The sequence below is a fragment of the Tabrizicola flagellatus genome (assembly GCF_046295235.1).
Classification (GTDB): domain Bacteria; phylum Pseudomonadota; class Alphaproteobacteria; order Rhodobacterales; family Rhodobacteraceae; genus Tabrizicola; species Tabrizicola flagellata_A.
The window spans coordinates 124,226-149,194 of the sequence record NZ_JBKBLV010000001.1 but is presented as its reverse complement, the minus strand read 5'-3'; the positions used below and the strand labels follow the sequence as shown (position 1 = coordinate 149,194).

23 protein-coding genes and 1 riboswitch are annotated in these 24,969 nt (G+C 67.8%); of the genes, 11 read left to right on the top strand and 12 right to left on the bottom strand.

The genetic code is table 11. From position 1 onward, the window contains the following. The first annotated feature begins 4 nt into the window (after positions 1 to 4). Positions 5 to 796: a cytochrome c1 gene (locus ACK4IU_RS00755; protein WP_409730672.1), complete on the top strand. Its 792-nt coding sequence runs from the start codon at positions 5 to 7 to the stop codon at positions 794 to 796. 45 nt (positions 797 to 841) lie between these two features. On the opposite strand, the gene ACK4IU_RS00750 is transcribed toward ACK4IU_RS00755, so the two are convergent. The 7 genes from ACK4IU_RS00750 to ACK4IU_RS00720 all read right to left on the bottom strand — a co-directional run bounded on the left by ACK4IU_RS00750 (position 842) and on the right by ACK4IU_RS00720 (position 8,673). Continuing rightward, positions 842 to 1,540, bottom strand: coding sequence for an ATP-binding cassette domain-containing protein (locus tag ACK4IU_RS00750; RefSeq protein ID WP_409730670.1), 699 nt, complete (start codon positions 1,538 to 1,540; stop codon positions 842 to 844). After that, complete coding sequence (locus ACK4IU_RS00745) at positions 1,527 to 3,074, bottom strand: thiamine/thiamine pyrophosphate ABC transporter permease ThiP (protein ID WP_409730668.1); 1,548 nt, start codon at positions 3,072 to 3,074, stop codon at positions 1,527 to 1,529. The genes ACK4IU_RS00750 and ACK4IU_RS00745 overlap by 14 nt, the downstream gene beginning before the upstream one ends. A gap of 76 nt (positions 3,075 to 3,150) precedes the next feature. Further along, positions 3,151 to 4,134 carry a thiamine ABC transporter substrate binding subunit gene (thiB, locus tag ACK4IU_RS00740; protein WP_409730666.1) on the bottom strand — a complete coding sequence of 328 codons (984 nt, stop codon included), beginning with the start codon at positions 4,132 to 4,134 and terminating at the stop codon, positions 3,151 to 3,153. A gap of 36 nt (positions 4,135 to 4,170) precedes the next feature. Then, positions 4,171 to 4,271: riboswitch (TPP riboswitch) on the bottom strand. Between the two features lie 112 nt (positions 4,272 to 4,383). After that, entirely contained in the window at positions 4,384 to 6,174 is a 1,791-nt protein-coding gene (locus ACK4IU_RS00735; protein WP_409730665.1) for a glycosyltransferase family 2 protein, read from the bottom strand. Beyond that, complete coding sequence (locus ACK4IU_RS00730) at positions 6,171 to 6,983, bottom strand: hypothetical protein (protein WP_409730663.1); 813 nt, start codon at positions 6,981 to 6,983, stop codon at positions 6,171 to 6,173. The genes ACK4IU_RS00735 and ACK4IU_RS00730 overlap by 4 nt, the downstream gene beginning before the upstream one ends. A gap of 18 nt (positions 6,984 to 7,001) precedes the next feature. Then, complete coding sequence (locus ACK4IU_RS00725) at positions 7,002 to 7,916, bottom strand: glycosyltransferase family 2 protein (protein WP_409730661.1); 915 nt, start codon at positions 7,914 to 7,916, stop codon at positions 7,002 to 7,004. Positions 7,917 to 7,968: 52 nt separating this feature from the next. Further along, complete coding sequence (locus tag ACK4IU_RS00720) at positions 7,969 to 8,673, bottom strand: helix-turn-helix transcriptional regulator (protein WP_409730659.1); 705 nt, start codon at positions 8,671 to 8,673, stop codon at positions 7,969 to 7,971. 69 nt (positions 8,674 to 8,742) lie between these two features. On the opposite strand from ACK4IU_RS00720, the gene ACK4IU_RS00715 reads away from it, so the two are divergent. Next, positions 8,743 to 9,354 carry a glutathione S-transferase family protein gene (locus ACK4IU_RS00715; protein WP_409730657.1) on the top strand — a complete coding sequence of 204 codons (612 nt, stop codon included), beginning with the start codon at positions 8,743 to 8,745 and terminating at the stop codon, positions 9,352 to 9,354. A 52-nt stretch (positions 9,355 to 9,406) separates the two neighbouring features. Here ACK4IU_RS00715 and ACK4IU_RS00710 read toward each other — a convergent pair whose 3' ends face one another. The 4 genes from ACK4IU_RS00710 to ACK4IU_RS00695 all read right to left on the bottom strand — a co-directional run bounded on the left by ACK4IU_RS00710 (position 9,407) and on the right by ACK4IU_RS00695 (position 12,484). Further along, positions 9,407 to 9,766 (bottom strand): VOC family protein, encoded by a 360-nt coding sequence (locus ACK4IU_RS00710; protein WP_409730655.1) that lies wholly within the window; start codon positions 9,764 to 9,766, stop codon positions 9,407 to 9,409. 71 nt (positions 9,767 to 9,837) lie between these two features. After that, positions 9,838 to 10,125 (bottom strand): HU family DNA-binding protein, encoded by a 288-nt coding sequence (locus ACK4IU_RS00705; RefSeq protein WP_149588468.1) that lies wholly within the window; start codon positions 10,123 to 10,125, stop codon positions 9,838 to 9,840. 165 nt (positions 10,126 to 10,290) lie between these two features. Then, complete coding sequence (locus tag ACK4IU_RS00700) at positions 10,291 to 11,769, bottom strand: AMP nucleosidase (RefSeq protein WP_409730653.1); 1,479 nt, start codon at positions 11,767 to 11,769, stop codon at positions 10,291 to 10,293. Positions 11,770 to 11,848: 79 nt separating this feature from the next. Continuing rightward, the gene (locus tag ACK4IU_RS00695) at positions 11,849 to 12,484 is read right to left on the bottom strand and encodes a class I SAM-dependent DNA methyltransferase (RefSeq protein WP_409730652.1); all 636 of its coding nucleotides are present in this window, start codon (positions 12,482 to 12,484) and stop codon (positions 11,849 to 11,851) included. A 90-nt stretch (positions 12,485 to 12,574) separates the two neighbouring features. Here ACK4IU_RS00695 and ACK4IU_RS00690 point away from each other — a divergent pair, with 90 nt between their 5' ends. Beyond that, the gene (locus ACK4IU_RS00690) at positions 12,575 to 13,420 is read left to right on the top strand and encodes an SDR family oxidoreductase (RefSeq protein WP_409730650.1); all 846 of its coding nucleotides are present in this window, start codon (positions 12,575 to 12,577) and stop codon (positions 13,418 to 13,420) included. A 4-nt stretch (positions 13,421 to 13,424) separates the two neighbouring features. Here the strand turns inward: ACK4IU_RS00690 and ACK4IU_RS00685 are convergent, their stop codons facing one another. Continuing rightward, positions 13,425 to 14,705 (bottom strand): ROK family protein, encoded by a 1,281-nt coding sequence (locus ACK4IU_RS00685; RefSeq protein ID WP_409730648.1) that lies wholly within the window; start codon positions 14,703 to 14,705, stop codon positions 13,425 to 13,427. A gap of 211 nt (positions 14,706 to 14,916) precedes the next feature. On the opposite strand from ACK4IU_RS00685, the gene ACK4IU_RS00680 reads away from it, so the two are divergent. From ACK4IU_RS00680 to ACK4IU_RS00645, 8 genes are all read left to right on the top strand, one after another. Then, positions 14,917 to 15,942: a substrate-binding domain-containing protein gene (locus ACK4IU_RS00680; RefSeq protein ID WP_409730647.1), complete on the top strand. Its 1,026-nt coding sequence runs from the start codon at positions 14,917 to 14,919 to the stop codon at positions 15,940 to 15,942. 144 nt (positions 15,943 to 16,086) lie between these two features. After that, the gene (locus tag ACK4IU_RS00675) at positions 16,087 to 17,112 is read left to right on the top strand and encodes a substrate-binding domain-containing protein (RefSeq protein WP_409730645.1); all 1,026 of its coding nucleotides are present in this window, start codon (positions 16,087 to 16,089) and stop codon (positions 17,110 to 17,112) included. A gap of 145 nt (positions 17,113 to 17,257) precedes the next feature. After that, positions 17,258 to 18,649 (top strand): sugar ABC transporter permease, encoded by a 1,392-nt coding sequence (locus ACK4IU_RS00670; protein ID WP_409730643.1) that lies wholly within the window; start codon positions 17,258 to 17,260, stop codon positions 18,647 to 18,649. A gap of 13 nt (positions 18,650 to 18,662) precedes the next feature. Then, a complete protein-coding gene (locus ACK4IU_RS00665) occupies positions 18,663 to 19,427 on the top strand; it encodes an ATP-binding cassette domain-containing protein (protein ID WP_409730641.1) in 765 nt (254 codons plus the stop codon). Next, entirely contained in the window at positions 19,427 to 20,866 is a 1,440-nt protein-coding gene (gene xylB, locus ACK4IU_RS00660) for a xylulokinase (protein WP_409730639.1), read from the top strand. The genes ACK4IU_RS00665 and xylB overlap by 1 nt, the downstream gene beginning before the upstream one ends. Next, a complete protein-coding gene (xylA, locus tag ACK4IU_RS00655; RefSeq protein ID WP_409730637.1) occupies positions 20,863 to 22,164 on the top strand; it encodes a xylose isomerase in 1,302 nt (433 codons plus the stop codon). The genes xylB and xylA overlap by 4 nt, the downstream gene beginning before the upstream one ends. Next, complete coding sequence (locus tag ACK4IU_RS00650; RefSeq protein ID WP_409730635.1) at positions 22,164 to 23,831, top strand: glycoside hydrolase family 3 protein; 1,668 nt, start codon at positions 22,164 to 22,166, stop codon at positions 23,829 to 23,831. The genes xylA and ACK4IU_RS00650 overlap by 1 nt, the downstream gene beginning before the upstream one ends. Before the next feature lie 96 nt (positions 23,832 to 23,927). Continuing rightward, entirely contained in the window at positions 23,928 to 24,959 is a 1,032-nt protein-coding gene (locus ACK4IU_RS00645; RefSeq protein ID WP_409730633.1) for a proline racemase family protein, read from the top strand. The last annotated feature ends 10 nt before the right edge of the window (positions 24,960 to 24,969 follow it).

Below are 24,969 nucleotides of genomic sequence, written 5' to 3'. Positions count from 1 at the left end.
ACACATGTTCCGCAACATCGCACTCATCGCCGCTTCGGCCCTGACCCTGACCGCCGGCGGCGCAATCGCCGCCGGTGAAGGCGGGCATGTCGAGGACGTGGCATTCGCCCATGAAGGCCCCTTCGGCAAGTTCGACCAGTTCCAGCTGCAGCGCGGACTTCAGGTCTTTACCGAGGTCTGCTCGGCTTGCCACGGGCTGAAATATGTCCCGATCCGCACCCTGTCGGACCCGGGCGGGCCCGGCCTGCCCGAGGACCAGGTCCGCGCCTATGCCAAGCAGTTCACGGTGACCGACAAGGAAACCGGCGAGGACCGCGAGGCGATCCCCAGCGACAACTTCCCGGCGAACACCGGGGCGGGCGCGCCCGACCTGTCGCTGATGGCCAAGGCCCGTGCGGGCTTCCACGGGCCTTACGGCACCGGGATCAACCAGCTGTTCAGGGGCATGGGCGGACCGGAATACATCCACGCCCTCCTTACCGGCTATACCGGCGAGGAAAAGGAGGAGTTCGGGTCGTTCTTCTACGAGAACACTGCCTTCTCGACCGGCTGGATCGCAATGGCACCGCCGCTTTCGGACGATCAGGTGACCTATGCCGACGGCACTCCGGCAACGGTGGACCAGATGGCGATGGACGTGGCCTCGTTCCTGTACTGGGCGGCCGAGCCGAAGCTGATGGACCGCAAGAACGCGGGCTTTGTCAGCGTGCTGTTCCTGGTGCTGCTGTCGACGCTGCTGTACCTGACCAACAAGCGCATCTGGGCCGGGGTCAAGGGCAAGAAGCAGCACGCCTGATCTTCTGCCAGATCTATCGGAAAGCCCCGCCACTGGCGGGGTTTTTCATTTCCGGCCTAGGTATTCCAGCACCTCTGGCGGCGGGTTGGACAGCAGCATCCCGGTTGCCACCGGAGGATGGACCACGCCGTCGGTAACGAAAGCCAGGCTTCCGCCGAGGGCCCTTGCGTCCTCGGGGTCATGCGTCACCATCAGGACGAGGGCTCCGGTCTCCTGCGCCACCTCGCGGACCAGAGCCAGCATCTCGGCCCGCAGCGCCGGTCCCAGCGCGGCGAAGGGTTCGTCCAGCATCAGGATCGGCCGCGCCCGCAGCAGGGCACGGGCAAGTGCCGCGCGGCTGGCCTGCCCGCCGGAAAGCTGAGCCGGGCGCCTTTCCTCCAGGCCGGCCAGGCCGACCCGGGCCAGCGCCTGCCCGACCCGCGCGCGATCGGCGTCCGACAGGCGCAGGTCGGGCGTGAGGCCAAGGCCGATGTTCTGCGCCACGGTCAGATGCGGGAACAGGTTCTGGTCCTGGAACAGGATCGTCATCGGCCGCTGACCGGGGGGGACGGGTGCAAGATCCGCACTCTGCCACAGGACCCGGCCCGAGGTCGGCGGCAGGAACCCGGCGATCATTGACAGGAGCGTGGATTTTCCCGCCCCGGACGGCCCCATGATCGCGATCAGGCTGCCGGGCTCGGCCTGCCAGTCGGCGGTCAGGCGGAAACCGGGCTGGGTGAAGGTCAGGCGGTCAAGCTGCAGCACGGCGGCCTCCGGCGTCGAAAGCCCAGAACAGGGCGAAGGAGAGGGTGACAAGGATCAACGCGGCGGCGGCGGCGGCCTCCATCCGGTAGGCGCCGGTCAGCTGGCTGACGACAAGGGGCAGGGTGGCCTGCCGCTCCCCGGCGAACAGGGCGATGACGCCCAGATCGCCCATCGACAGCGCGGCGGCGATGCCGGCACCAAAGCCCAGGGGCCGGGCGAGCCGTGGCAGGACCAGCCAGCGCAGACGGGGCCAGCCGCGCAGGTCGAGGCTGTCGGCCAGCCGACCGTAGTCCTGATGCAGCGCCCGCGCCTCGGGCAGGAGGATGCGGTAGAGATAGGGCAGCGACAGGGCGAGGTTGACCAGCACGGTGACCGGCAGCGCCAGCGTCATCGGCGGGGCGAAGGGCCGGATGAGGAGGAAGAGGCCGGTGCCGAGGACCAGGCCCGAGGTCGCCAGCGGCAGCGTCGCCGCCGTCTCGACCCAAAGGCCCTGCCGCCGTGCGGCCGCCAGCGCCAGCGCCAGCGCCGCCGCCGTCGCCAGCACCGCCGAGACCAGCGCCACACCGACCGACCGCGCCGCCGCGGGCAGGACCGAGGCGGGCAGGTCCGCCAGTCCCGGCAGGCCCCGCATCAGGACGGCGAGGAGCGGCAGCGCCAGGAACAGACCCGTCAGGACCAGCGCCAGCGCATCCAGCGCGCGCCGCCAGCCCGGCGGTGCGTCCAGCCGCAGCGGCCGGTCGAGCCCCGCGCCGAATCCCGCAGGCCGGGTCAGCCCCCAGGCCGCCAGCGCCGCCAGTCCCCCCAGCACCAGCTGCACCCCCGCCAGCCCCGCCGCGCGCGCCAGGTCGAACTCGAAGCGCACCGCCTGATAAATCGCCAGCTCGATCGTGGTGGCCGAGGGGCCGCCGCCCAGGGTCAGGACCACGGCAAAGCTGGTCAGGCAGATCACCAGGATCACCAGCGCGACCCCCGGCAGCACCTCGCGCAGCATCGGCGCCTCGAGGTGGCGGAAGGTCTCGCGCGGGGTGAAGCCGAGGGATTGCGCCAGCCGGATCCGTTCGGCTGGAATCGACAGCCAGCCTTGCAGGATCATCCGGGTGGCCAGCGGCAGGTTCAGGAACACATGGGCCAGGACGACGCCGTGCAGGCCGTAGATCGAGACGGGCGGCAGGTCGAGGGCGGTGAGCGCCTGATTGAGCATGCCGCCCCGACCGAAGACGGCCAGAAGCCCAAGCACCGCGACCACCGCCGGCAGAAGGAAGGGCGCGCCCATCAGGGTGATGAGCGCGCCCCGACCGGGAAACTGGCGGCGGGCGAGCGCACGGGCGACGGGCACGGCCAGAAGCGTGGAAAAGACCGCCGACAGAACCGCCTGCGTCGCCGAAAAGCGCACCGCCGCCCAGTCGGCAGGCCCAAGCGATATCACCGCCCCGCGCCAGCCCACGGCCAGCAGGGGCGCGAGGACCAGCGCAAGGAGGAGCCCCGCCACGAGGCGCGCGGGCAGGTTCTGGCGGGGTACAAGCTTCGGCTTCATCGGGCAGGCCCCCCACCCCCATCCCCTCCCCACGAGGGGGAGGGGAGGCGCGGGGCGGTTGCGCGCGTGCCACGGGTCACTTTGCCAGCGCCGCGCGCCACTCGGCCAGCGCCGGGTCGCGGGCGGACCGGGCTTCTTCCGGCGTCATCAGGAGCGACCTGGCCGGGCGGAAGGCGTCGAAACCCTCGGGTAGGCCGGCCGCCGGGGTGACGGCGGGATACATCCAGTTGGTCTGGGGGATCGCCGACTGGAAGGCCTCGGTCAGCATGAAGGCGAGGAAGCGGTCCGCCAGTTCCGGCTGGTCGGTCGCGGCCAGCTTGCCGGCGACCTCGATCTGGAGGTAATGGCCCTCGTCAAAAAGCGCCGCGGCCTTGCTGTCGTCCTTCTCCGCGATCAGGTGGTAGGCGGGCGAGGTGGTGTAGGACAGGACCATGTCGGCCTCGCCTTCCAGGAACAGGCCATAGGCCTCGGACCAGCCGGGGGTGACGGTGACCACGTTGTCGGCCAGGCCCTGCCAGATTTCAGCAGCGCGGTCGCCGTAGGCCGCCTTGACCCAGAGGAGAAGCCCGAGCCCGGGGGTCGAGGAGCGGGGATCCTGGATCACGATCTTCTGGTCCGAGGCGGCCAGCGCCTCGAAGGTCCTCGGCGGCTCGGGCAGGCGGGTCCGGTCGTGGACGAAGGCGAACCAGCCCCAGTCATAGGGCAGGAACAGGGAATCGGCGACCTCCACCGGCAGGTCGAGTTGCGGCGTCTGGCCGTGCGGAGCGAACAGCCCGGTCGCGGCGGCGGCCGCCGTCAGGCTGGTGTCGAGGCCAAGGACGACATCGGCCTCGGAGGCCGCGCCTTCCAGCTGGACGCGCGCAAGAAGCGCCGCGCCATCCCCGGCGGGGACGAAGCGCAGGTCGCAGGCGCAGGTTTCCTCGAAGGCCTTCTCGATCGCGGGGCCGGGGCCCCATTCCGAGGTGAAGCTGTCGTAGGTCAGGACGGTCAGGACGGGTGTTTCGGCCAGCGCCGGCGTGGCGATGGTCAGAAGGCCCGCAGCAAGGAGATGTCTTTTCATCCTCTTCTCCATGGTGCGACGGAACGGTCGGGGATGGAGAAGTCCATGCACCTTCCCTCCGCCGGTATGATCCGGTTCAGGTTCGACGGGTTCGCTTGCGCATCTCAGCCCGTTTCCGGGCACCCCGAGGTAAGACTGACCTTACGGCATTCGGCGGCGGGTGCAAGGGGCGAGGGTGGCGCCCGGCGGCTGGCGTCGGATGCCTCCGGCGGGAGTATTTGGGAAAGGGGCAAGAGCAGGGGTCGAGGCTCAGTCGCGGCGCAGGAACAGCGTGCCGTTCGGTTCGCCGGTTTCGTCCTCGGCAAAGCCCAGGGCGGCGAGGGCGGGGGTCAGCTTCGCCCGCGCGGCGGTGACCTCTGAGGGGTCGAGGAAGGGGATGAGGATGCGGCGCAGGCCTGCGAGGGCTGGTTCGGGCAGCGCCTCGGGCGGCAGGAGCGGGCCGGAGAGGCGCAGGACCTCGGGCCGGGTCTCGGCCAGAAGGCGATGCAGGCCCGACCAGATGCCTTCGGGGTTCAGCGTGGCCTGCGACCAGGCGAGGCCCGCGGTGTCGGGAAAGTTCAGCGCGGCGATGCGTCGCGAGAGGAGGAGGAGCGCGGGGCGTTCGTCGTGGACCGTGATGCGCAGGTCGGGCAGGGCGGTGCGGGCGCGCAGCGCGACGAAGCCGATGCCGGCGTCCAGGTCGAGCAGACTGGAACAACCGTTCACAAATCCGGAAATGTTGCGGGCATGGCGGCGGTCGAACTTTCCCGACCTGATCACCTCCAGCGCGGCGGCGGTGAAGACGCGGGGGTCGAGCGGGATCTTCAGGCCCTGGTTTTCCACCAGCTCCAGCGGAATGTCCTGCGACAGGTCGGCCGAGCCCGAAACATAGGGCGAGGCGAAGGGCGAGCCCCAGCCGGGAGGTGGCGGGGTGCGGCGGACCTCTTTCGGCTGGGCGTTGCGGCGCTGTTCCAGTTTCGTCTGGACCGCCTTCACCGCTTCGGGGTCACGGGGTTTCGGCGGCTTGGCCACGACCTGGCTGATCGGCACGTTCGAGGCGGCTTCCAGATTGGCGACATATGCGAGGTAATCGGGCGACTGGCGGTATTCGGCCAGCCGCGCCTCGGCCCGGTCATGGGCGGCCTCGTGCAGGCGGCGCACCTCGGGATCGGAGAGGAGCGCGGCCATGATCTCGGCCCGGCGCGCGCGGTGGCGGAAGATGCGGGTGTCCTCGACCTCGTTGCGGTCCTGCAGGGACCAGTAGTCGGCGTTGTACTTGTCCTTCTTCAGGTTCGCGTTGCCGCGGAACTTGCGCAGGGAATAGGCGGCCATCGACTTGATGGCATAGTGGTTGATCTGCCCCCAGTCGTAGCCCACGGTCCGGCGGATCGACCGCCAGCCGCGGAACTTGAACCATTCCTCCAGCGGGCGGCCCGAGCCGTTCACCCACAGCACGCTTTCGGGATAGTCGGTGTCCTTGTGCTGCGACTTGATGATCGGGCGGTGCATGCCCAGCCGCAGGTATTTCGGATCGAACTTCAGCAGCGTCTTGGTGCCCCAGCCCTTGTTCCAGAACTCGGGCGCGGCGCGGGTGAACTGGTCGGTGATCGGCTCCCGCGACCAGTCGCGGATGCCGGAGGATCCGAAGATGCGCCAGGTCAGCACCATGGCCTGGGCATTCATCGCGTTCAGGTCGGCCACCAGCCCGTCCAGCGTGCCCGAGGGGTGGTTGATGACCATGAACTCGTCGGCGTCCAGCACCAGAAGCCAGTCGGAGTTGACGATCAGCTCTTCCTCGGCCGCGGCCTTCAGCATCGAGGGATGCGGCTTCATCCCTTCGGGGATCACGTTGTCGCGGTGGTGGACGCCAATGTCCAGCGCCTCAAGCCGTTTCAACAGGTCGTCGGTGCCATCCGAACAATCGTTCGTATAGACCATGATCTCGGTGAAGCCGAGCGCCAGGTGATGCGCGACCCATTCCACCACGGTCGGGCCTTCGTCCTTCATGGTGGACAGCGCCACCAGCGACCCGTGCGGGCTGGTCTGGCGGGTGAAGCTCATTCGTCCAGGGCGGCGGAGGGGTCGATTTCCAGCTTCTCGCACATCCGCGCGATGTAGCTGCCCTTCAAGGGCGGGTTCTTGCGCCACCAGGGCCGCGCGGCATTGGTGTAGATGTGGACCGAGAGGGTGGCGTCGGTGAAATGGCCTTCCACGTTGGAATGGGGGTCGTAGAAGACATCGTTCAGCTGGAAGGGCACGGGGTAAAGCGTGTCGGCGGTCATCGCCTTGTCGATATCGCCCGTGACCTGCGCGAAATGGGTGAAGGCCTGCGGGCCGAAGGCGGTGCGTTCGGTGTGATAGATGCGGACGGCTTTCGGCAGCGAACGATCGAGCTTGTCCATCTTGCGGCGCTGCTTGTTGCCCCACCAGGCAGGGTAGTCGGGAAGGTTGTCGTAATAGTCGAGCAGGCTTTCGATCAGCCGCCCGGTCTGCGGCATCGCCACCACGCCGCAGTTCAGCGCCCCCCGCATGCCGTGGCCGGCGTAGATATGCTCCTGGCCTTCGGGGAAGGGGCGGTGGCAGAAGGCGTCGCAGTCGATCCATATCGCGCCGGTCGCTGCGATCATCTTGTAGCGGAACACGTTCGACAGGAACGAGGCCGAGGTCTCGGCCACGATCGCGCGGTCGATCTCCATGATCTCGGAGGCCGGGCGCACCTCCACCCCCTCGGGGACGTTGCGCACCTTGTCGGTGCAATAGAGTGTCACCGGGTGGCCCATCACCAGATGCGACTTCAGGCAGAGCTGGTTGATGTAGTGCAGGCTTTCGCCAATCCAGAGCGATGCGACGGGGCGGCGGTTCAGGTCCATGGGCTGTCCTTCAGGCAGTCAGAAGACCGAGGCGAAACGGTCGGGCAGGCGGTAGAGCGCCTTCGTGCGCCCGCCGCCGAAGAAGGTGATCTTGCCGTCGTGCAGGTGCTGTTGTTCCTCGATCATGCGCTTGCGGAACTCGGGCAACTCGGCGTCCTCGCGTTCGGCGACGCCCTTGGACAGCTTGAGGAAGGTTTCCAGGTCCTTGCCCCAGGCCTTTCCCACTTCTTTCGGGTCCCGATCTCCGGCCATGATCGCGCGCATGTCCTTGCGGCCTGCCAGGCGTTCCGTGACCGTGTCGTAATCGAAGAAGCGCAGGTGGATCAGGTAGAGATGCGGGTCCAGCACGCGCGGCTGGTGGCTGTTCGCGTGCCCGCCGACGGTAAAGCCGGTTTCCTTCCGCAACACGCAGGGCTTGGCATAGTTGGCATTGGCTCGGAACACCCGGCGACGCGACAGGATCGGGGCGTCGTCGGACAGGGGCTCGGGCTCGGCCTCGGGGTTGTGGACCAGCTCGATCCCGAAGGGGCAGAGCGAGGCCGGCGTGCGTCTGGGGTGGGTATAACGGCCAAGATAGGTCACCAGGTCGGGGGCCACGGCAGGATCGACGATCACCACCTCGTCCACGTCGCCGACGATGAACCAGTTGTAATAGCGCAGCATCCCGGCCGAGAACTGGCTGTTGATCGACCAGCGCCGCCGCTCCATCCGCCACAGGGTCGGGTCGCGCGGCAGGCGGATGACATTGGCGCCCTCGCAGATGCGGTCATGTTCGGGATCGCCGCCGTGCGACAGGATGTAAAGGTGCTCACGCCCGAACTGCCGGCCATAGTAGTCGACCCAGCGGCGCAGGAAGTAATAGTCCTTGTAGACCATGGTCATGGCCCCGGCCGGCTTCTTGGTCGGATCGAGCGTGGCGGGGGCGTCGGACATCTGGCTTTCCTGGACCTGCGGGGCGGACGGTATCACGCGGATTCGCGGGCTTTCAAGCCGGGGGGCTGCGGCGCCCCTCGACGCGCAGGCGCGCGATGAAATCGCGCAGCAGCGGCACGCGGCGGGGACGGAAGCTTTCGTCGGTCAGCGCGACCCGGTCCATCTGCTGCACCTTGAAGCGACGGAAATCCTGCCGCAGGCAGCAGAAGGCCAGGCACTGCACCTCGCGGTCGAGGAACACGGTGCCCAAGGGCCAGATCCGCCGTTCGGTCACCCTGCCTGTCAGGTCGCGGTAGGCGATGTCCAGCGCGCGTTCCTCCCAGGCGGCCTCGCGCAGGGTCTGCATGTGCGGCGGCAGGGGGGCGCGGCGGTCGATGCGGTAGGTCTGGGTCACCGCGTGGATCGCCTGGCGCTGCACGCGGTCGGGCAGGGTGGCAATGATCTTGGCCTGGGCCTGGGCGGCGGCGCGGGCCAGCGCCGGATCGCCCGCCATGGTCACTTCGGCCAGGCCAAGGACCAGCGCCTCGACCTCCAGCCGGGTGAACATCTGCGGCGGCAGGGCCGGGTCCTCGGTCAGCGTATAGCCCGCCCCGGCCTCGCCGTCGATCAGCGCCCCCGCTGCCCGCAAGGCACCGATGTCGCGGTAGAGCGTGCGCTCGGACACGCCCGTCTCCTCGGCCAGCCGGGCGGCGGTGACGGGCTGCGGCAGCATCCGGAAGGCATCCAGCAGGCGGAACAGGCGGTCGGACTTGGGCATGGACTACTGACAGTTTCTGACAGGAGCCAAAGCCTATACCAGAGGCATCAGCCAGCAAAGGAGAGAAAGATGCTGACCCTGTTCCATTCCCCGCACAGCCGGTCCTCGGCCATCGTCGCCCTGATCGATGAGATGGGCATCCAGGACTGGGTGGAGATCCGCGAGGTGACGATCCCGCGCATGGACGGCTCGGGCGGGCGCGACCCGGCCAATCCGCATCCCGAGGGCAAGGTACCGGTCCTCGTGCATGACGGCCATGTCATCACCGAACGCGCCGCGATCATCCTGCACCTGACCAGCCTCTTCCCCGACAGCGGCATGGCCCCGGCGGTGGGGACGCCCGAATGGGGCGTGTTCGCGATGTGGCTGGCCTGGTATCAGGGCGTGCTGGAACCGACCTTCATCATGGACGCCGCGGGCGTCTCGCATCCCTGGCTGACCGCGGCGGTGCGGGATCACCAGACCGCCGTTGCCCGGCTCCGGGCGGCGCTGGACAAGGGGCCGTGGATCCTGGGCGAGCGGTACTCGGCGGCGGACCTGCTTCTGCACGCGCCCTATGCCTGGTTCCCCGAGGCGACGCCCGAGGACCCGGTGCTGCGCGACTGGATCGACCGCTGCCTGGCGCGGCCGGCGCGGGCGCGGGTGCTGGACCGCGACAGAAGCAGAATGCAGGCCGCCTGACGGCGCCCAGGCGCAAGGCCCAAAATTCTTCGACGAAGAATTTCGGGCGTCCTCACCCGGGCGGCTGCCACAGTTCGATGGGCGTGCCCTCCGGGTCGTTGATGCGGGCGAAGGTGCCGTAGCTGCCGTCGCCGTCCCAGTCGGCCCGCGTCTCGACCGCGATCCCCGAAGCCTGCAAACGGACGATCAGCGCGGGCAGGTCATCGACCCGCAGGTTCAGCATCCATTGCCTGTCTGCGGCGAAATAGTCAGTGTCGTCACTGAAGGGCGAAAGGACCGTCGGACCCGCCTCCTGCATCCAGACCGCGACATCGGGCTGGGTGATCCCGAGATGGGTCTGATACCAGGCGTTCAGCGCCTCGGGATCGCGGGCGCGGAAGAAGATGCCTCCGATGCCGGTGACCTTGGCCATGCCCGCCTCCCGCAATGCAAAAGGGTCGCCCCACGGGCGACCCTCTCACATTTCCGCTGTCGCGGGAAGGATCAGCCGTTGACCACGTCCTTCAGCGCCTTGGCGATGGCGAACTTGACCTGCTTGTCGGCCGGCTTGGTCATGGTCTCGCCCGTGGCGGGGTTGCGGACCTGACGCTCGGGGCGGGCCTTGCAGGCCACCTTGCCGAGGCCCGGCAGCGTCACGGTGCCGCCCGCGGCGACTTCGCGCGACACGACCGCCGCGATGGCATCGAGCGCCGCATTCGCGGTCTTCTTGTCGCCGCCCATGGCTTCGGCGACAGCGGCCACCAGCTGGGTCTTGGTCATCGGTTTGGACATTGGATCATCCTTCGTTGTTATTCGCTTCGTGTCATATGCACGGTTCGGCCCGCAAAAAACGGGCGTCCACCCCCGGTTGCGGGGCCACGGCCCAGACACACGGTTTGCCGGCCGAAATCAAGCCCCGAAGCACGAAACAAGGGGTTTTGACGGTTTTTTCGCCGTCTAGAGGAACGCGGTTTCCTCGAAGCTGCGCAGTTTCCGGCTGTGCAGCCGCTCGATCGGTGTCTCGCGCAGGCGCTCCATCGCGCGGATGCCGATCTGGAGATGCCGGCTCACCTGGGTCTTGTAGAACTCCGTCGCCATTCCGGGCAGCTTCAGCTCGCCATGCAGCGGCTTGTCGCTGACGCAGAGCAGCGTGCCATAGGGCACCCGGAACCGGAACCCGTTCGCGGCGATGGTGGCGCTTTCCATGTCCAGCGCCACGGCGCGCGACTGCGACAGGCGGCGGACCGGGCCGGACTGGTCGCGCAGCTCCCAGTTGCGGTTGTCGATGGTGGCGACGGTGCCGGTGCGCATGATGCGCTTCAGCTCGTAGCCCTCCAGCTGCGTGACCTCGGCCACCGCCTTCTCCAGTGCGATCTGGATTTCCGCCAGCGCCGGGATCGGCACCCAGACCGGCAGGTCGTCGTCGAGCACATGGTCCTCGCGCAGATAGGCATGGGCGAGAACGAAGTCGCCCAGGCTCTGGCTGTTGCGCAGCCCCGCGCAATGGCCGACCATCAGCCAGGCATGCGGGCGCAGCACGGCGATATGGTCGGTCGCGGTCTTGGCGTTCGACGGTCCGACCCCGATGTTGACCAGGGTGATCCCGTTCCCGTCCGCCCGTTTCAGGTGATAGGTCGGCATCTGCGGCATCTTGGACGGGGTCTCGATCACCCCGTCCGGCGTGGTGATCACCTGGTTTCCGGTGGCGACAAAGGCCGTATAGCCCGAGGCCGGGTCGCCCAGGGCCGCGCGGGCGTAGGCTTCGAACTCGTCCACGTAGAACTGGTAGTTGGTGAACAGGACGTGGTTCTGGAAATGCGTCGGGTCGGTCGCCGTGTAATGCGACAGCCGCGCCAGGCTGTAGTCCACCCGCTGCGCGGTGAACGGGGCCAGCGGGGCCGAACCGTCGTCATAGCGCGTCATCACCCCGTTCACGATGTCGTCGTTCGTGGTCACCAGGTCCGGCACGTCGAACACGTCGCGCAAGGAGAAGTCCATCACCCCTTCCTGCGGGATCGCGACTTCGGTGCCGGAAACGGCGAAATGCACCGGCATCGGCGTGTCCGACAGGCCGACCTCGACCGTGACGCCGTGGTTGCGTACCAGAAGCTCGATCTGCTGTATCAGGTAGTTGCGGAACAGGTCCGGCCGCGTGATCGTGGTGGCATAGGTCCCGGGGGCCGAGACATGGCCGAAGGCCAGACGGGTATCCACCTTGTCGAAGCTGGCGACCGTCAGGCGGATCTCGGGGTAATAGGCGCGGACGCGGCGGCCGGGATGTCCCTTGGACACGGTGCGCAGGAACTGGTCCGACAGGAACCGGGTGGCCTGGGTGTACAGCGCCTCCAGCCTGTCCACCGCCGCCGCGGCGTTGGTGAAACTCTCCATCGGCGGGGCGTCGGGGGTAAGGATCGCGCTGTTCAGGTCGTCTTGCATTCCGGGGTCCTGCGATTGATCCGGCATATAAGCCGGAAGCCGGGCGGGTCCGCAAGTGAAGCCATTGTGACGGTCGCGCTCAGCCGGCTCGGAACAGCGCGATCAGCGCCCGGTCGGCGGCATGGTCGGCATCGATCCGTGCTGCGGCGGCGCCGTAGATCTCGACCTCGATCAGATGCAGGTCGCCGATGCGTCGGGCGGCGGACAGGTCCTCCAGCGCGCGGTCGAAGCCGCGGTCGGACCAGACCCGGCGGTTGATCGACAGGGCGAACTGCGCCCCCTCCAGGCTGACCGCCAGAAGCTGCGGCAGCGCCTCGGGCCCGACATGGCCGGCGGTGAAGGTGCCGGAACTGACGATCCCCACATAGCGCCGCGGCAGGTCGAGGGGCCGGGTGATGTCGGCCCGGATCAGGTGGTCGTAGATCCGCTTCTCCGCCGCGCGCTCCAGCATCTCGGCCGAGAAATCCACCGCGTCGATCCCGGCGCGGAAGCCCATGCCGCGCAGGGCTTCGGCCAGAAGCCCGGTCCCCGCGCCCACATCCAGCACCGGCCCGCCCGCACCGGTGCCCATGAAGGCCGCCGCGACATGGGCGGGAAGCATGTAGTCCATCTCGGCCGCGAAACCGGAATCGTAGTTGGCCGCCCAGTCGCGGTAATAGGCAAGGCATGCCTCCGGCCCGTTCAGGCCCAGCGCCCCCTTCAGCCCCTGATCCATCGCCTTCCTCCCCTGCCCGCCAGATTGGATCGCCCCGGCCCCTGCCGCAAGCCCTTGCAGCCCCCCGCCCGCCCCGCGATAGTCGCGGCCATGTCCACGCTCCTCTCCCTTGGCCACGGCTATTCCGCCCGCGCCCTTGCCCGCCGCCTGATCCCGCAGGGCTGGCGCGTCATCGGCACCACCCGCAATCCCGCCAAGGCCGAGGCCCTGCGCGCCGAAGGGGTGGAGCCGCTGCTCTGGCCCGGCGACCCTGGCCCCGCTCTGGCCGAGGCGACCCATATCCTCTGTTCCGCCGCCCCGGATGCGCAGGGCGACCCCTTCCTGCGCGCAGCACCACAGATCGCCCAGTCCAGGGCGGTCTGGGTCGGCTACCTGTCCACCACCGGGGTCTATGGCGACCATCAGGGCGGCTGGGTGGACGAAACGACACCGCTCACCCCCCAGTCAGACCGGGGCCGGCAGCGCGTGGTGGCCGAACGGCAATGGCTGGATACGGGCCTGCCGGTCCACATCTTCCGCCTCGCCGGCATCTACGGCCCCGGCCGCGGACCGTTCGAGAAGGTCCGCGACGGCACCGCGCGGCGGATCATCAAGCCGGGGCAGGTCTTCGGCCGCATCCATGTCGATGACATCGCCCAGGTGTTGGAAGCCTCGATCCGCCATCCGAACCCCGGCGCTGCTTACAATGTCTGCGACGACAATCCCTGCCCGCCGCAGGACGTGATCGCCTACGCAGCACGGCTTCTGGGCCTGCCCGAACCGCCCGCCGTGCCCTTCGAGGAGGTCGCCCCGACGATGACCCCGATGGCGCTCGGCTTCTACAGCGAATCGAAACGGGTGCGGAACGACCGGATCAAGGAAGAGCTGGGCGTGCGGCTTCTTTACCCCGACTACCCCGAAGGCCTCGCCGCGCTTCTGGCCGAAGAGGGCGGCTGACGCCCTATTCCGCTGCCAGATCGCGCGGCTGGTTGGCCAGGATCGCCTCGGTCACCGCCGACAGCGCCAGCGCCGCCGCGCCATGCGCCCAAAGGAGGTCGCCCCAGGCATGGATCTCGATCGGCGGGCGCGGGCGGCCAGTGTTGATCGTCAGGTTGTCCATCTCGGCCAGGGTCTCGGCGGCATAGAGATAGTCATAGCGCATCCGCTCGCCCGACAGGATGATCAGCGCCGGGTCGAACAGGTTGACCACGTTCGACAGCCCCACCGCCAGATAGCGCCCCGCGCGGCGGAAGATCGACCTGGCGGTGGCATTGCCGGCCTTGGCATGGTCGTAAAGGCTTTCCAGCAGCACGTTGATCGGCTGGCTTTCCTTGTGGCCCCAGTTCAGCGCCGTCGTCGCCTCGCGCGCAAGCGCATAGTCGGCGACATAGGCCTCCAGGCAACCGCGCTGGCCGCAGCGGCACAAGGCGCCGTCGAGATGCACCTTGGTATGGCCCAGCTCCATCCCCAGCCGCTGCGCGCCGCGATAGATGCGGTGATTCATCACGAAGCCCATGCCGACCCCGTGCTCGATCGTCACCACCGCGAAATCCGACAGGCTGCGCCCGGCACCGAACCACAGTTCGGCCAGCGCCACCAGGTTCGCATCGTTGTCCACCTGCACCGGGATCCCCAGCCGCGCGCTCGCCGCCTCGGCCACCGGCACCGCGCGCTCGACCAGGACAGAGGACCACAGCGCCACCCCGTCGGCGCAATCGACAAAGCCCGGAATCCCGATACCCACGCCCGACAGATCAGACCGCGCGATCTGCGCCTTGGCGCAGACCCGGTCCAGAAGCGCCTCGATCGTGTCCAGAAGCTCGCCCAGCTGCATGGGGCCCGGCCGGCGCGGGATCGCTTCGTCCGCGATCAGCTTGCCGGCGAAGTCGACGATGACGGCGGTATGCTCGCGGTCCGACAGCTTCATCCCCGCGACCAGATGTGCCCCGGCCTTCACCCCCAGCGACACCGCCGGGCGGCCGCGCCCGGCTTCGCCGCCGCGCGGCACCGCGATCTCCTCGATCAGGCCCGCCTCGATCAGTTCCGACGAGATCGTGGTCACGCTGGCCGGGCTCACGCCCAGGTCCTTGGCCAGCTGCACCCGGGGAATCAGTCCGGCGGCGCGGATCAGTTCGAAGACCTGCTGGCGCAGCGGGCGCTGGCTTTCGGTCAGGGGCGGGATCAGGGGACCCACGCCCTTGCGCGCCTCTGTCATGGCGGCATGCGTCGCCTTGGCCAACATTCCTTCGCCTCCCGAAGCAAAAGCCGCCGATTCTGCTGCGCATCGAGGCAGGCTTGCCGCAGAATGGCCGGACTTCCACCATTTCCGCCCGATCCCAAGCTTTGACCAGCTGAATAATTTTGACAACTGAAATTGATATGCGGGTTTGGCTTTGGTTTTGTTCAACTGTGGGATTAATGATTCCGCTGCATGCAATCCTGGGGAGGTATTGATGCGCAATCTGTTCTGGACCGCGGCCCTTGCCTTGATGGCCCTGACATCGGTTGCCCTCGCCGAGGGCAAGAAGATCGGCGTGGCCTGGGGCGATCTGTCCCAGCCGCGCTGGCGTTGGGACGTGACCGCCATGCGCTCGATCATCGAGCGCAGCGGCAACAAGTACATTCCTGTCGATGCCGGCGGGTCGGCCGCCAAGCAGTTGCAGGACATCGAGAAGATGATCGCGCAGGGCGTCGATGCCCTGGTGATCCAGCCGGTGGACAAGGACGAGATCATGAGCGGGGTCGAGCGCGCCGCCGCGGCCGGCATCCCGATGATAGCCTATGACCGTCTGATCGAGCACGAGAAGGTCTTCTACATCACCTTCGACAACGTGGGTGTCGGGCGGATCATCGCGGCCATCGTCAAACAGAAGCAGCCGACCGGCAACTATGCGATCATCAGGGGCGATCCGGGCGACGCCAACTCGGGTTTCCTGCGCCAGGGCATGGAAGAGGTGATCGGCCCTGCCTTGGCCGGCGGTCAGATCCGCATCGTCGGCGAGGCGAATGCCGATGGCTGGAAGCCCGAGAATGCCAAGGCGATCATGGAAAAGATCCTGGCCGAGACCGGCAACCAGGTCGATGCCGTGCTGGCGCAGAACGATGGCATGGCCGGCGGCGCGATCGAGGCGCTGTCGGCGGCGGGCCTGACCATTCCGATCGGTGGGCAGGACGGAGACCCGGCGGCGCTGAACCGGGTCGCCATGGGCACGCAGACGGTTTCGGTCTGGAAGAACAACTTCGACCTTGCCAAGCAGGCCGGCCGCATCGCCGTCCAGCTGGCCGAAGGCACGCCGATGAACCTGATCCCCGACGCGCGGCAGTTCTCGGGGGGTGAAAAGGGGATTCCGGTCTGGTCGATCATGCTGAACCCGACCCCGATCACGGCTGAAACGCTGGACGTCGTCATCGATGCGGATCACGTCACCAAGACCGATGTCTGCAAGAACGCTCTGCCCACGGTCGCCGCCTGCCGCTGATCCTCGGGCGCCAGTCCGGTGTCGGCCCGACCGGGGCCGGCGCTTTTATATTTTGACAACTGAAATTATTGGCGGCATCTTCCGCCCTGTTCCGGCGAATCTGCCGGACCGGCCCGCAGAGGCCGATCCATAGGGAGGATACATATGCGTACCGCAATTCTCGCCGCCGTTCTGGCGGTGACCGGCTTCTCGTCCGCCGCTCTCGCCGAAGGCAAGAAGATCGGTGTTTCCTGGGCCCAGTTCCAGGAAGAGCGCTGGAAGATCGACGAAGCCGCGATGAAGGCCGCGATCGAAGCCGCCGGCAACGAGTATGTCTCGGCCGACGCCCAGTCCTCGGCCGAAAAGCAGCTGTCGGACATCGACGCGCTGATCGCGCAGGGCGTGGACGCCCTGGTCATCAACGCCTGGGACAAGGACGCCATCGGGCCGGCCATCGAGAAGGCCGCTGCCGAAGGGATCCCGGTCGTCGGCTATGACCGCCTGATCGAAGACAACCGCACCTTCTACCTGACCTTCGACAACGTCGGTGTCGGCCGCATCATCGCCCAGGAAGTCTTCAAGCTGGTGCCCAAGGGGAACTACGCCATCATCAAGGGCGACCCGGGCGACCCGAACGTCGGCTTCCTGCGTCAGGGCATGGAAGAGGTGATCGGCGCGGCCGTTGCCTCGGGCGACATCAAGATCGTCGGCGAAGCGAACTCGGACGGCTGGAAGCCCGAGAACGCCCAGAAGAACATGGAACAGATCCTGACCGCCAACAACAACGCCGTTGACGCCGTTCTGAGCCAGAACGACGGCATGGCGGGCGGTGTGGCCGCAGCTCTCGCGGCGCAGGGCCTGAACGTTCCGCTGGGTGGCCAGGACGGCGACCTCGCCGCGATCAACCGCGTGGCGCGCGGCACCCAGACCGTCTCGGTCTGGAAGGACGCCCGCCAGCTGGGCAAGGCCGCCGGCGAGATCGCCTCGGCCCTGGCCGACGGGGCCGCTCTGGACGCCGTTCCGGGCGCGACCAAGTTCTCGGGCGGCGAGAAGGGCGTTGAAATGAACGCCATCCTGCTGACCCCGACCCCGATCACCAAGGACACGATCGGCGTTGCCATCGAAGCCGGCCACATCACCAAGGAACAGGCCTGCGAAGGCGCGATGCCCGACGTGGCTGCCTGCCAGTAATCTGGCCTGATCTCCGGTGCCGTCCCGCGGGGCGGCGCCGACCCCTTTCTCCTGGCTGGTCCGTCGCTCCGTTCCCGGGGCCTCATGACGCGCATCGCGGCGCACGGCACCGGCACAGCCCCATCCCCTCTCAGGCTGGACGGACATGACCGACACACCCCATTCCCCTGCATCCCATGCGCCGAACGAGGGCGGGTTCACCCGCTTCCTGCGCGCCACGGAAATCGACCCGCGCCTTCTCGGCATGGTCGGCGCGCTTCTCCTGATCTGGCTGGCCTTCGAGGCCTATTCGACCTTCGTCCTCGGCCGCCCCTCGATGCTTCTGGGCGCCAGCCAGGCCGAGGCGAATGGCTTCCTCACGCCGCGAAACCTGTGGAACCTGTCGGTCCAGACCGCCTACATCGGGATCATGGCCTGCGGCATGGTGCTGGTCATCATCACCCGCAACATCGACCTGTCGGTGGGCTCGATCATGGGCATGGTGGGCATGTACATGGGCCTTCTGCAGGTGGAATACCTGACGCCGGCGCTGGGCCTCGGCCATCCGTCGATCTGGATCATCACCGTCCTCTTCGGCATCGCCATGGGCGCGCTGATCGGCGCCTTCCAGGGCACGCTGATTGCCTTCCTTGGGATCCCGTCCTTCATCGTCACGCTGGGCGGCCTTCTGGTCTGGCGCGGCGCCGCTTTCCTGGTCGCGGGCGGCAAGACCATCGCGCCGCTGGACGACCGCTTCTCCCTGATCGGGGGCGGGTCGTTTGGCGCGCTGGGCAAGACGGGAAGCTGGATCTTCGCCGTGATCGCCTGCGTCTTCGTCGTCTGGGCCTTCCTGAACGGCCGCCGGTCGCGCCATCGCCACGGCTTCGCCCTGCGTCCGGTCTGGGCCGAGACCTTCGTGATCGGCCTCGTCTGCGCGGTTATCCTCGGCGCGACGGCCATCGTGAATTCCTACATCTGGCCGACCGGCAACATCCAGAAATACTATCAGGCCCTGGGGCAGGAGATCCCGGCCTGCGCCGAACGGGGCGGCAACATCTACACCGATGTCTGCGCCAGCTTCGGCCACGGCTTCGCCTATCCGGTGCTGATCATGATCGCCGTGGCCTTCGCCATGACCATCCTGATGACCCGCACCCGCTTTGGCCGCTATGTCTTTGCCATCGGCGGCAACCCCGAGGCGGCGGCCCTCTCGGGCATTAACACCCGGGCGATGATCGTGAAGATCTTCACGCTCATGGGCGCGCTGGCCGGGATCGCCGCCGTCATCGGCGCGGCGCGCCAGAACAGCGCCACCAACGCGATGGGCAACCTCGACGAGCTTTACGTCATCGCTGCGGCCGTGGTCGGAGGCACCTCGCTGGCGGGCGGCGTCGGCACGATCTACGGCGCGATCATCGGCGCTCTGATCCTGACGTCCTTGCAAACCGGCATGGTGCTGATCGGCTTCGGCGACGGGTCCTATCAGCGCATCGTGATCGGCATCGCGCTCGTCTTCGCCGTGTATCTCGACATCGTTTACCGCAAACGCATCAAGTGAAGGGGCCCCTATCATGGTAGACAGAACCGGAACCCCGCTTGTCGAACTGCGCGACATCTCCATCGCCTTCGGCGGGATCAAGGCCGTGGACCACGTCACGATCGACCTTTACCCCGGCGAGGTCGTGGGTCTCCTGGGCCATAACGGCGCGGGCAAGTCCACGCTGATCAAGTGCCTCTCGGGCGCCTACAAGAAGGACTCGGGCCAGATCCTCATCAACGGGCAGGAGGTCGAGATCAACGACCCCCGCGACGCCCGCGCGCTGAACATCGAGACGATCTACCAGACGCTGGCGCTTGCCGACAACCTGGACGCCGCCTCGAACCTCTTCCTGGGTCGCGAGCTGGTGAACGCCTTCGGCTTCGTGGACGAATCGAAGATGGAGGCCGAGACGCGCAAGATCATGGGCCGGCTGAACCCGAACTTCCGCAAGTTCAACGTCCCGGTCAGCGCCCTGTCGGGCGGTCAGCGCCAGTCGGTCGCCATCGCCCGGGCGGTCTATTTCAACGCCAGGATCCTGATCATGGACGAACCCACCGCCGCACTGGGCCCGCACGAGACCCAGATGGTCGCCGAACTGATCCAGGAGCTGAAGGCGCAGGGCCTCGGCATCTTCTTGATCGAGCATGACATCCACAACGTCATGAAGCTCTGCGACCGCGCCAGCGTGATGAAGAACGGCCAGCTGGTCGGCACGGTGAACGTGAACGAGGTCACCGACGACGACATCCTGGGCATGATCATCCTGGGCAAGAAGCCCCAGCACCTGGCTGCGTGATGTATATCGGGCTCGATCTCGGCACCTCGGGGCTCAAGGGCATCCTGATCGGCGAGGACCAGACGGTGCTCGCCGAGGCCACCGCCCCCCTGACCGTCCAGCGCCCCGCCGAGGGGTGGAGCGAGCAGTTGCCCTCGGACTGGATCTCGGCAGCCGAGACGGTCTTCGACCGGCTCGCCGCGCAGCGGTCGCTGGCCAAGGTCCGGGGGATCGGCCTGTCCGGGCACATGCACGGGGCGACGCTGCTGGATGCGGCGGACGAGGTGCTGCGGCCCTGCATCCTGTGGAACGACACGCGCAGCCATGCCGAGGCCGCCGCGCTGGACGCGGATCCGCAGTTCCGCCGGCTGACCGGGAACATCGTCTTTCCCGGCTTCACCGCGCCCAAGCTGGTCTGGGTGGCGAAGCACGAGCCACAGGTCTGGGACCGGGTGGCCAAGGTGCTTCTGCCGAAGGATTACCTGCGCCTCTGGCTGACTGGCGAGCATGTGGGCGAGATGTCGGATGCCGCCGGCACCAGCTGGCTCGATACCGGCAGGCGCGACTGGTCGGACGACCTGCTGGCCGCCACGGGCCTTTCCCGTGCGCAGATGCCCCGGCTGGTCGAGGGCAGCCAGGTCTCGGGCACCCTGCGCGAGGCGCTGGCCGACCGCTGGGGCCTGCCCAGGGGCGTGGTCGTGGCCGGCGGCGGCGGCGACAACGCGGCCTCGGGCGTAGGGGTGGGCGTCGTTCGCGCGGGCGAGGCCTTCGTCTCGCTCGGCACCTCGGGCGTGCTCTTCGCCGCGAACGACGGCTACCAGCCCGACCCGGCAACGGCGGTGCATACCTTCTGCCACGCCCTGCCTGACACCTGGCACCAGATGGGCGTGATCCTCGCCGCGACCGATGCGCTGAACTGGTATGCCCGGCTGATCGGCACAGAGGCGGCGCGGCTGACCGGCGAACTCGGCGAGCTGAAGGCCCCCGGCAAGACGATCTTCCTGCCCTACCTCGGCGGCGAACGGACGCCCCTGAACTCGGCCTCGGTGCGCGGGGCCTTCACCGGGCTCGAACATGCCACCGACCGCCAGGCCGCCACCCGCGCGGTGCTGGAAGGCGTAACCTTCGCCATCCGCGACAGCCGCGACGCGCTGGCCGCGACCGGCACGCGGCTGGAGCACCTGCTGGCGGTGGGCGGCGGTTCGCGCTCGGACTACTGGCTGAAGCTGATCGCCACCGCGCTAGACTGCCCGGTGCAACTGCCCGTGGCGGGTGATTTCGGCGGCGCCTTCGGGGCCGCGCGCCTCGGCCTCATGGCCGCGACGGGCGCGGGGGCCGAGATCGCCACCCTGCCGCAGATCGCCCGGGTGATCGACCCCGATCCTTCCCTCAAGGACGCATTTGACGCGGGCCACGCACGGTTCCGCGCCGCCCAATCTGCCATCAAGGATCTGACATGACCGACTTCTTCAAGGGCATCCCCGCCATCAAGTACGAGGGCCCCGCCTCCACCAACGAATTCGCCTTCCGGCACTACAACCCGGACGAAATCGTCATGGGCAAGCGGATGGAGGACCACCTGCGCTTTGCCGTCGCCTGGTGGCACAGCTTCGCCTGGCCGGGCGGCGACCCGTTCGGCGGGCAGACCTTCCAGCGCCCCTGGTTCGGCGACACGATGGAGCTGGCGAAGCTCAAGGCCGACGTGGCGTTCGAAATGTTCGACATCCTCGGCCAGCCCTTCTACTGCTTCCACGACGCCGACGTGCGCCCCGAAGGCGCGACCTTCGCCGAAAGCCTGAAGAACCTGAACGCGATCGCCGACTACCTGGGCGAGAAGCAGGAAAGGCACAAGGCCAAGCTCCTCTGGGGCACGGCGAACCTCTTCAGCCACCGCCGCTGGATGGCCGGCGCGGCGACGAACCCCGACCCGGATGTCTATGCCTATGCCGCCGCCACGGTGAAGGCCAACATGGACGTGACGCATCGCCTCGGCGGGCAGAACTACGTCCTCTGGGGCGGGCGCGAGGGCTATGAAACGCTCTTGAACACCGACCTCAAGGCCGAACGCCAGCACGCCGGGCGCTTCCTGCAGCAGGTGGTGGAATACAAGCACAAGATCGGCTTCAAGGGCACGATCCTGATCGAACCCAAGCCGCAGGAACCCTCGAAGCACCAGTACGACTACGACGTGGCCACGGTCTATGGCTTCCTCGTGGAGTTCGGACTGGAGAAAGAGGTCAAGGTCAACATCGAACAGGGCCACGCGATCCTTGCCGGCCACAGCTTCGAACACGAGATCGCGCTGGCGGCGGCCCTTGGCATCTTCGGGTCGATCGACATGAACCGGAACGACTACCAGTCCGGCTGGGACACCGACCAGTTCCCGAACAACCATGCGGAAAAGGCGCTGGCCTTCTACGAGATCCTGCGCGCGGGAGGCTACACCACCGGCGGCACCAACTTCGACGCCAAGATCCGCCGCCAGAGCCTCGACCCCGAGGACCTGATCCTCGCCCATGTCGGCGGCATGGACACCTGTGCCCGCGCACTGAAATGCGCCGCTGCCCTTCTGGAAAGCGGAGAGCTCGAGGCCGCCCGCAAGGCCCGTTATGCGGGCTGGGAAACGCCGGCCGCCCAGGCCATGCTGAAAGGCAGCCTCGAGGACGCCGCCGCCCGCGTCATCGCCGAGAAGATCGAACCCGAACCGAAGTCGGGCCGGCAGGAGCGGCTGGAGAACCTCTGGAACCGCTACGTCTGATGGACGCCATCGACCGCATCCTGTCCGCCCGGCCGTTCAACCTTGACGAAACCGGGCGCGACTGGGTGCGGTCCACCCTCGGCGCCATGGACCGCGCGGCGAAGGTCCGGCAGCTTTTCGTCCACATCTGCTTCGGCACGGGGCCCGAGGTGGTGGAGCGGATCACCGCCCTCGCCCCCGCCGGGATCACGAAATTCTTCGGCCCCGATGCGCAGGCCGAACTCGACACGCTCGACGCGCTGCGCGCTGCGGCGCCCATTCCCTACCTCGTCAGTGCCGACCTCGAAGGCAGCCGGATGAGCCTGCCCTTCGGCACCGAGGTGCCGAATCCGCTGGCGCTCGCGGCGGTGGACGATGTGCAGGCCTCGGCCACCATCGCCCGGATCATGGCCGAAGAGGCGCGGGCGGCCGGTATCAACTGGTCCTTCACCCCGGTCCTCGACATCAACGCACTGTTCCGCTCGCCCATCGTGGCGACCCGCGGACTTGGCACCGATCCCGCCCGCATCCGCGCCCATGCGTTGGCCCATATCGCCGGGCTTCAGGCCCAGGGCGTCGCGGCCACCGCCAAGCACTGGCCGGGCGAGGGCAACGACGACCGCGACCAGCACCTAGTCACCACGATCAACCCGCTGTCGGTCGCGGACTGGCACGCCACCCACGGCGCGCTTTACCGCGCGGCGATCGAGGCGGGCGTCATGGCGGTCATGTCCGCCCATATCGCCTTTCCCGCCTATGTCCTGGCCCATGACCCCGATGCCGGGATCGAGGCCTGCCGCCCCGCCTCGGTCTCGCCCTTGCTCAACCAGACGCTCCTGCGCGGCGAGTTGGGGTTCAACGGCGTCATCGTCTCGGACGCCACACCCATGGCCGGTTTCGGCGCCTGGGCGCACCGGGACGAGATGCTGCCGCAGGTCATCTCCTCGGGCTGCGACGTGATCCTGTTCTCGGACGAGCCCGAGGCCGACATCGCCCGCATCGAGACGGCGCTGGACGATGGCCGCCTGACCCACGCACGGCTGGACGAGGCGCTGATCCGCATCCTCGGCCTGAAGGCGGCGCTGGGGCTGCACCGGACGGGGCGCGATCCGGCCGACCGCGCCCGGCTTTTCAACCCCGCCAATGCCCGCATCGCCGAAGAGGTGACCGCCCGCGCGCCCACGCTGGTCAAGGACGTGCAGGGCATCCTGCCTCTCTCGCCCGATCGCCACCGCCGGGTGCTGGTCTATTCGACCGGCATCGTCACGCCCTTGCACGGCGAAGGCCAGGCGATGATCTTCCCCGACCTCCTCCGCGCCGAGGGCTTCGAGGTGACAGAACATCAGCCCGGAGACCGCACCGACCAGCGCGATTTCGACCTTGTGCTGTTCCTGATGGGCGAGGAAACGCTCCTGACCCGGGGCCGCATCTTCCTCGACTGGAACCGCCTCACGGGCGGCATGTTCGGCGCCATGCAGCGGCACTGGCATGAGGTGCCGACCGCGCTGATCTCCTTCGGCTATCCCTACTACCTCTACGACGCCCCCAGGATGCCGTGCGTGGTCAACGCCTACGCCACGATGGACACGATGCAGCGCGCCACGCTCGACTGCCTTCTGGGCTGCGCACCCTTCCGGGGGACGAACCCGGTCGATCCCTTCTGCGGATTGCCCGACGCGCGGTTCTGATCCGCCACGGGGTCAGAAACCGCTTGTCGTGCGGCGAGCTTTCATGCCTACATTAAGTCGGCACGATGCAGGGGCCGGCGAAGGGACGGGGTGGGGATGCGCTGGAAGAAGACATTGCAGGTCGTGGACGTCCATTGCGAGGGCGAGATTGGCAAGGTCATCACCTCGACCACGCTGGATGTGCCGGGGGCGACCATGCTGGACAAGCTGGTGCATCTGAACCGCGTGGACGACAGCCTGCGCCGGCTGGTCTGTTTCGAGCCGCGTGGCTTTGCCCAGATGACGGTGAACCTGATGCTGCCGCCCACACGGCCGGATGCGGATGCGGGCTTCATCGTGCTGCAACCGGACAAGGCGCATCCGATGTCGGGGTCGAACGCGATCTGCGTGGTCACGGCGCTCTTGGAAACCGGCATGCTGGCGATGCGGGAACCCGAGACGACGGTGCGCCTCGACACCGCCGCGGGCCTCGTGACGGTCACCGCAACCTGCCAGGACGGCAAGGTGACCTCTGCCGCGATCGAGACCTCGCCCTCCTTCGTGCAGGATCTGGATCTGGTGCTTGAGACCTCCGACTTCGGCCGGATCAAGCTGGACGTTGCCTATGGCGGCTGCTTCTACGGGCTGATCGACGTGGGCCAGCTCGGCCTGACGATCGCGCCGCAGAACGCCCACGCGCTGATGCGGGCCGGCACCGCGATCCTGACCGAACTGACGGCCAAGGTGCCGGTCGCGCATCCCGAACGGCCGCAGATCAACCAGTTCTCCTATGTGATGTTCCGCGACATCCGCGGGGACCTGGTCCAGACCTGCACCGTGCTGAAGCCGGGCAGGGTGGACCGCTCGCCCTGCGGCACGGGCTCGTCGGCCAATCTCGCCGCGATGCATGCCCGGGGGCTGGTGAAGACCGGGGACAGCCTGACCAGCGAGTCTATCATCGGCTCGCGCTTCCGGGTCGAGATGCTGGGAGAAACCACCGTCGGCAACCGCCCCGCCGTGCTGCCCCGGGTCACGGGGCGGGCCTGGATCTACGGCATCTCGCAACTTGGTCTCGACCCCACCGACCCCTTCCCGCGCGGCTTTGCCCTGTCCGACACCTGGGGCCCGCATGTGGACGAGATTCTCTGACACCGGCCGG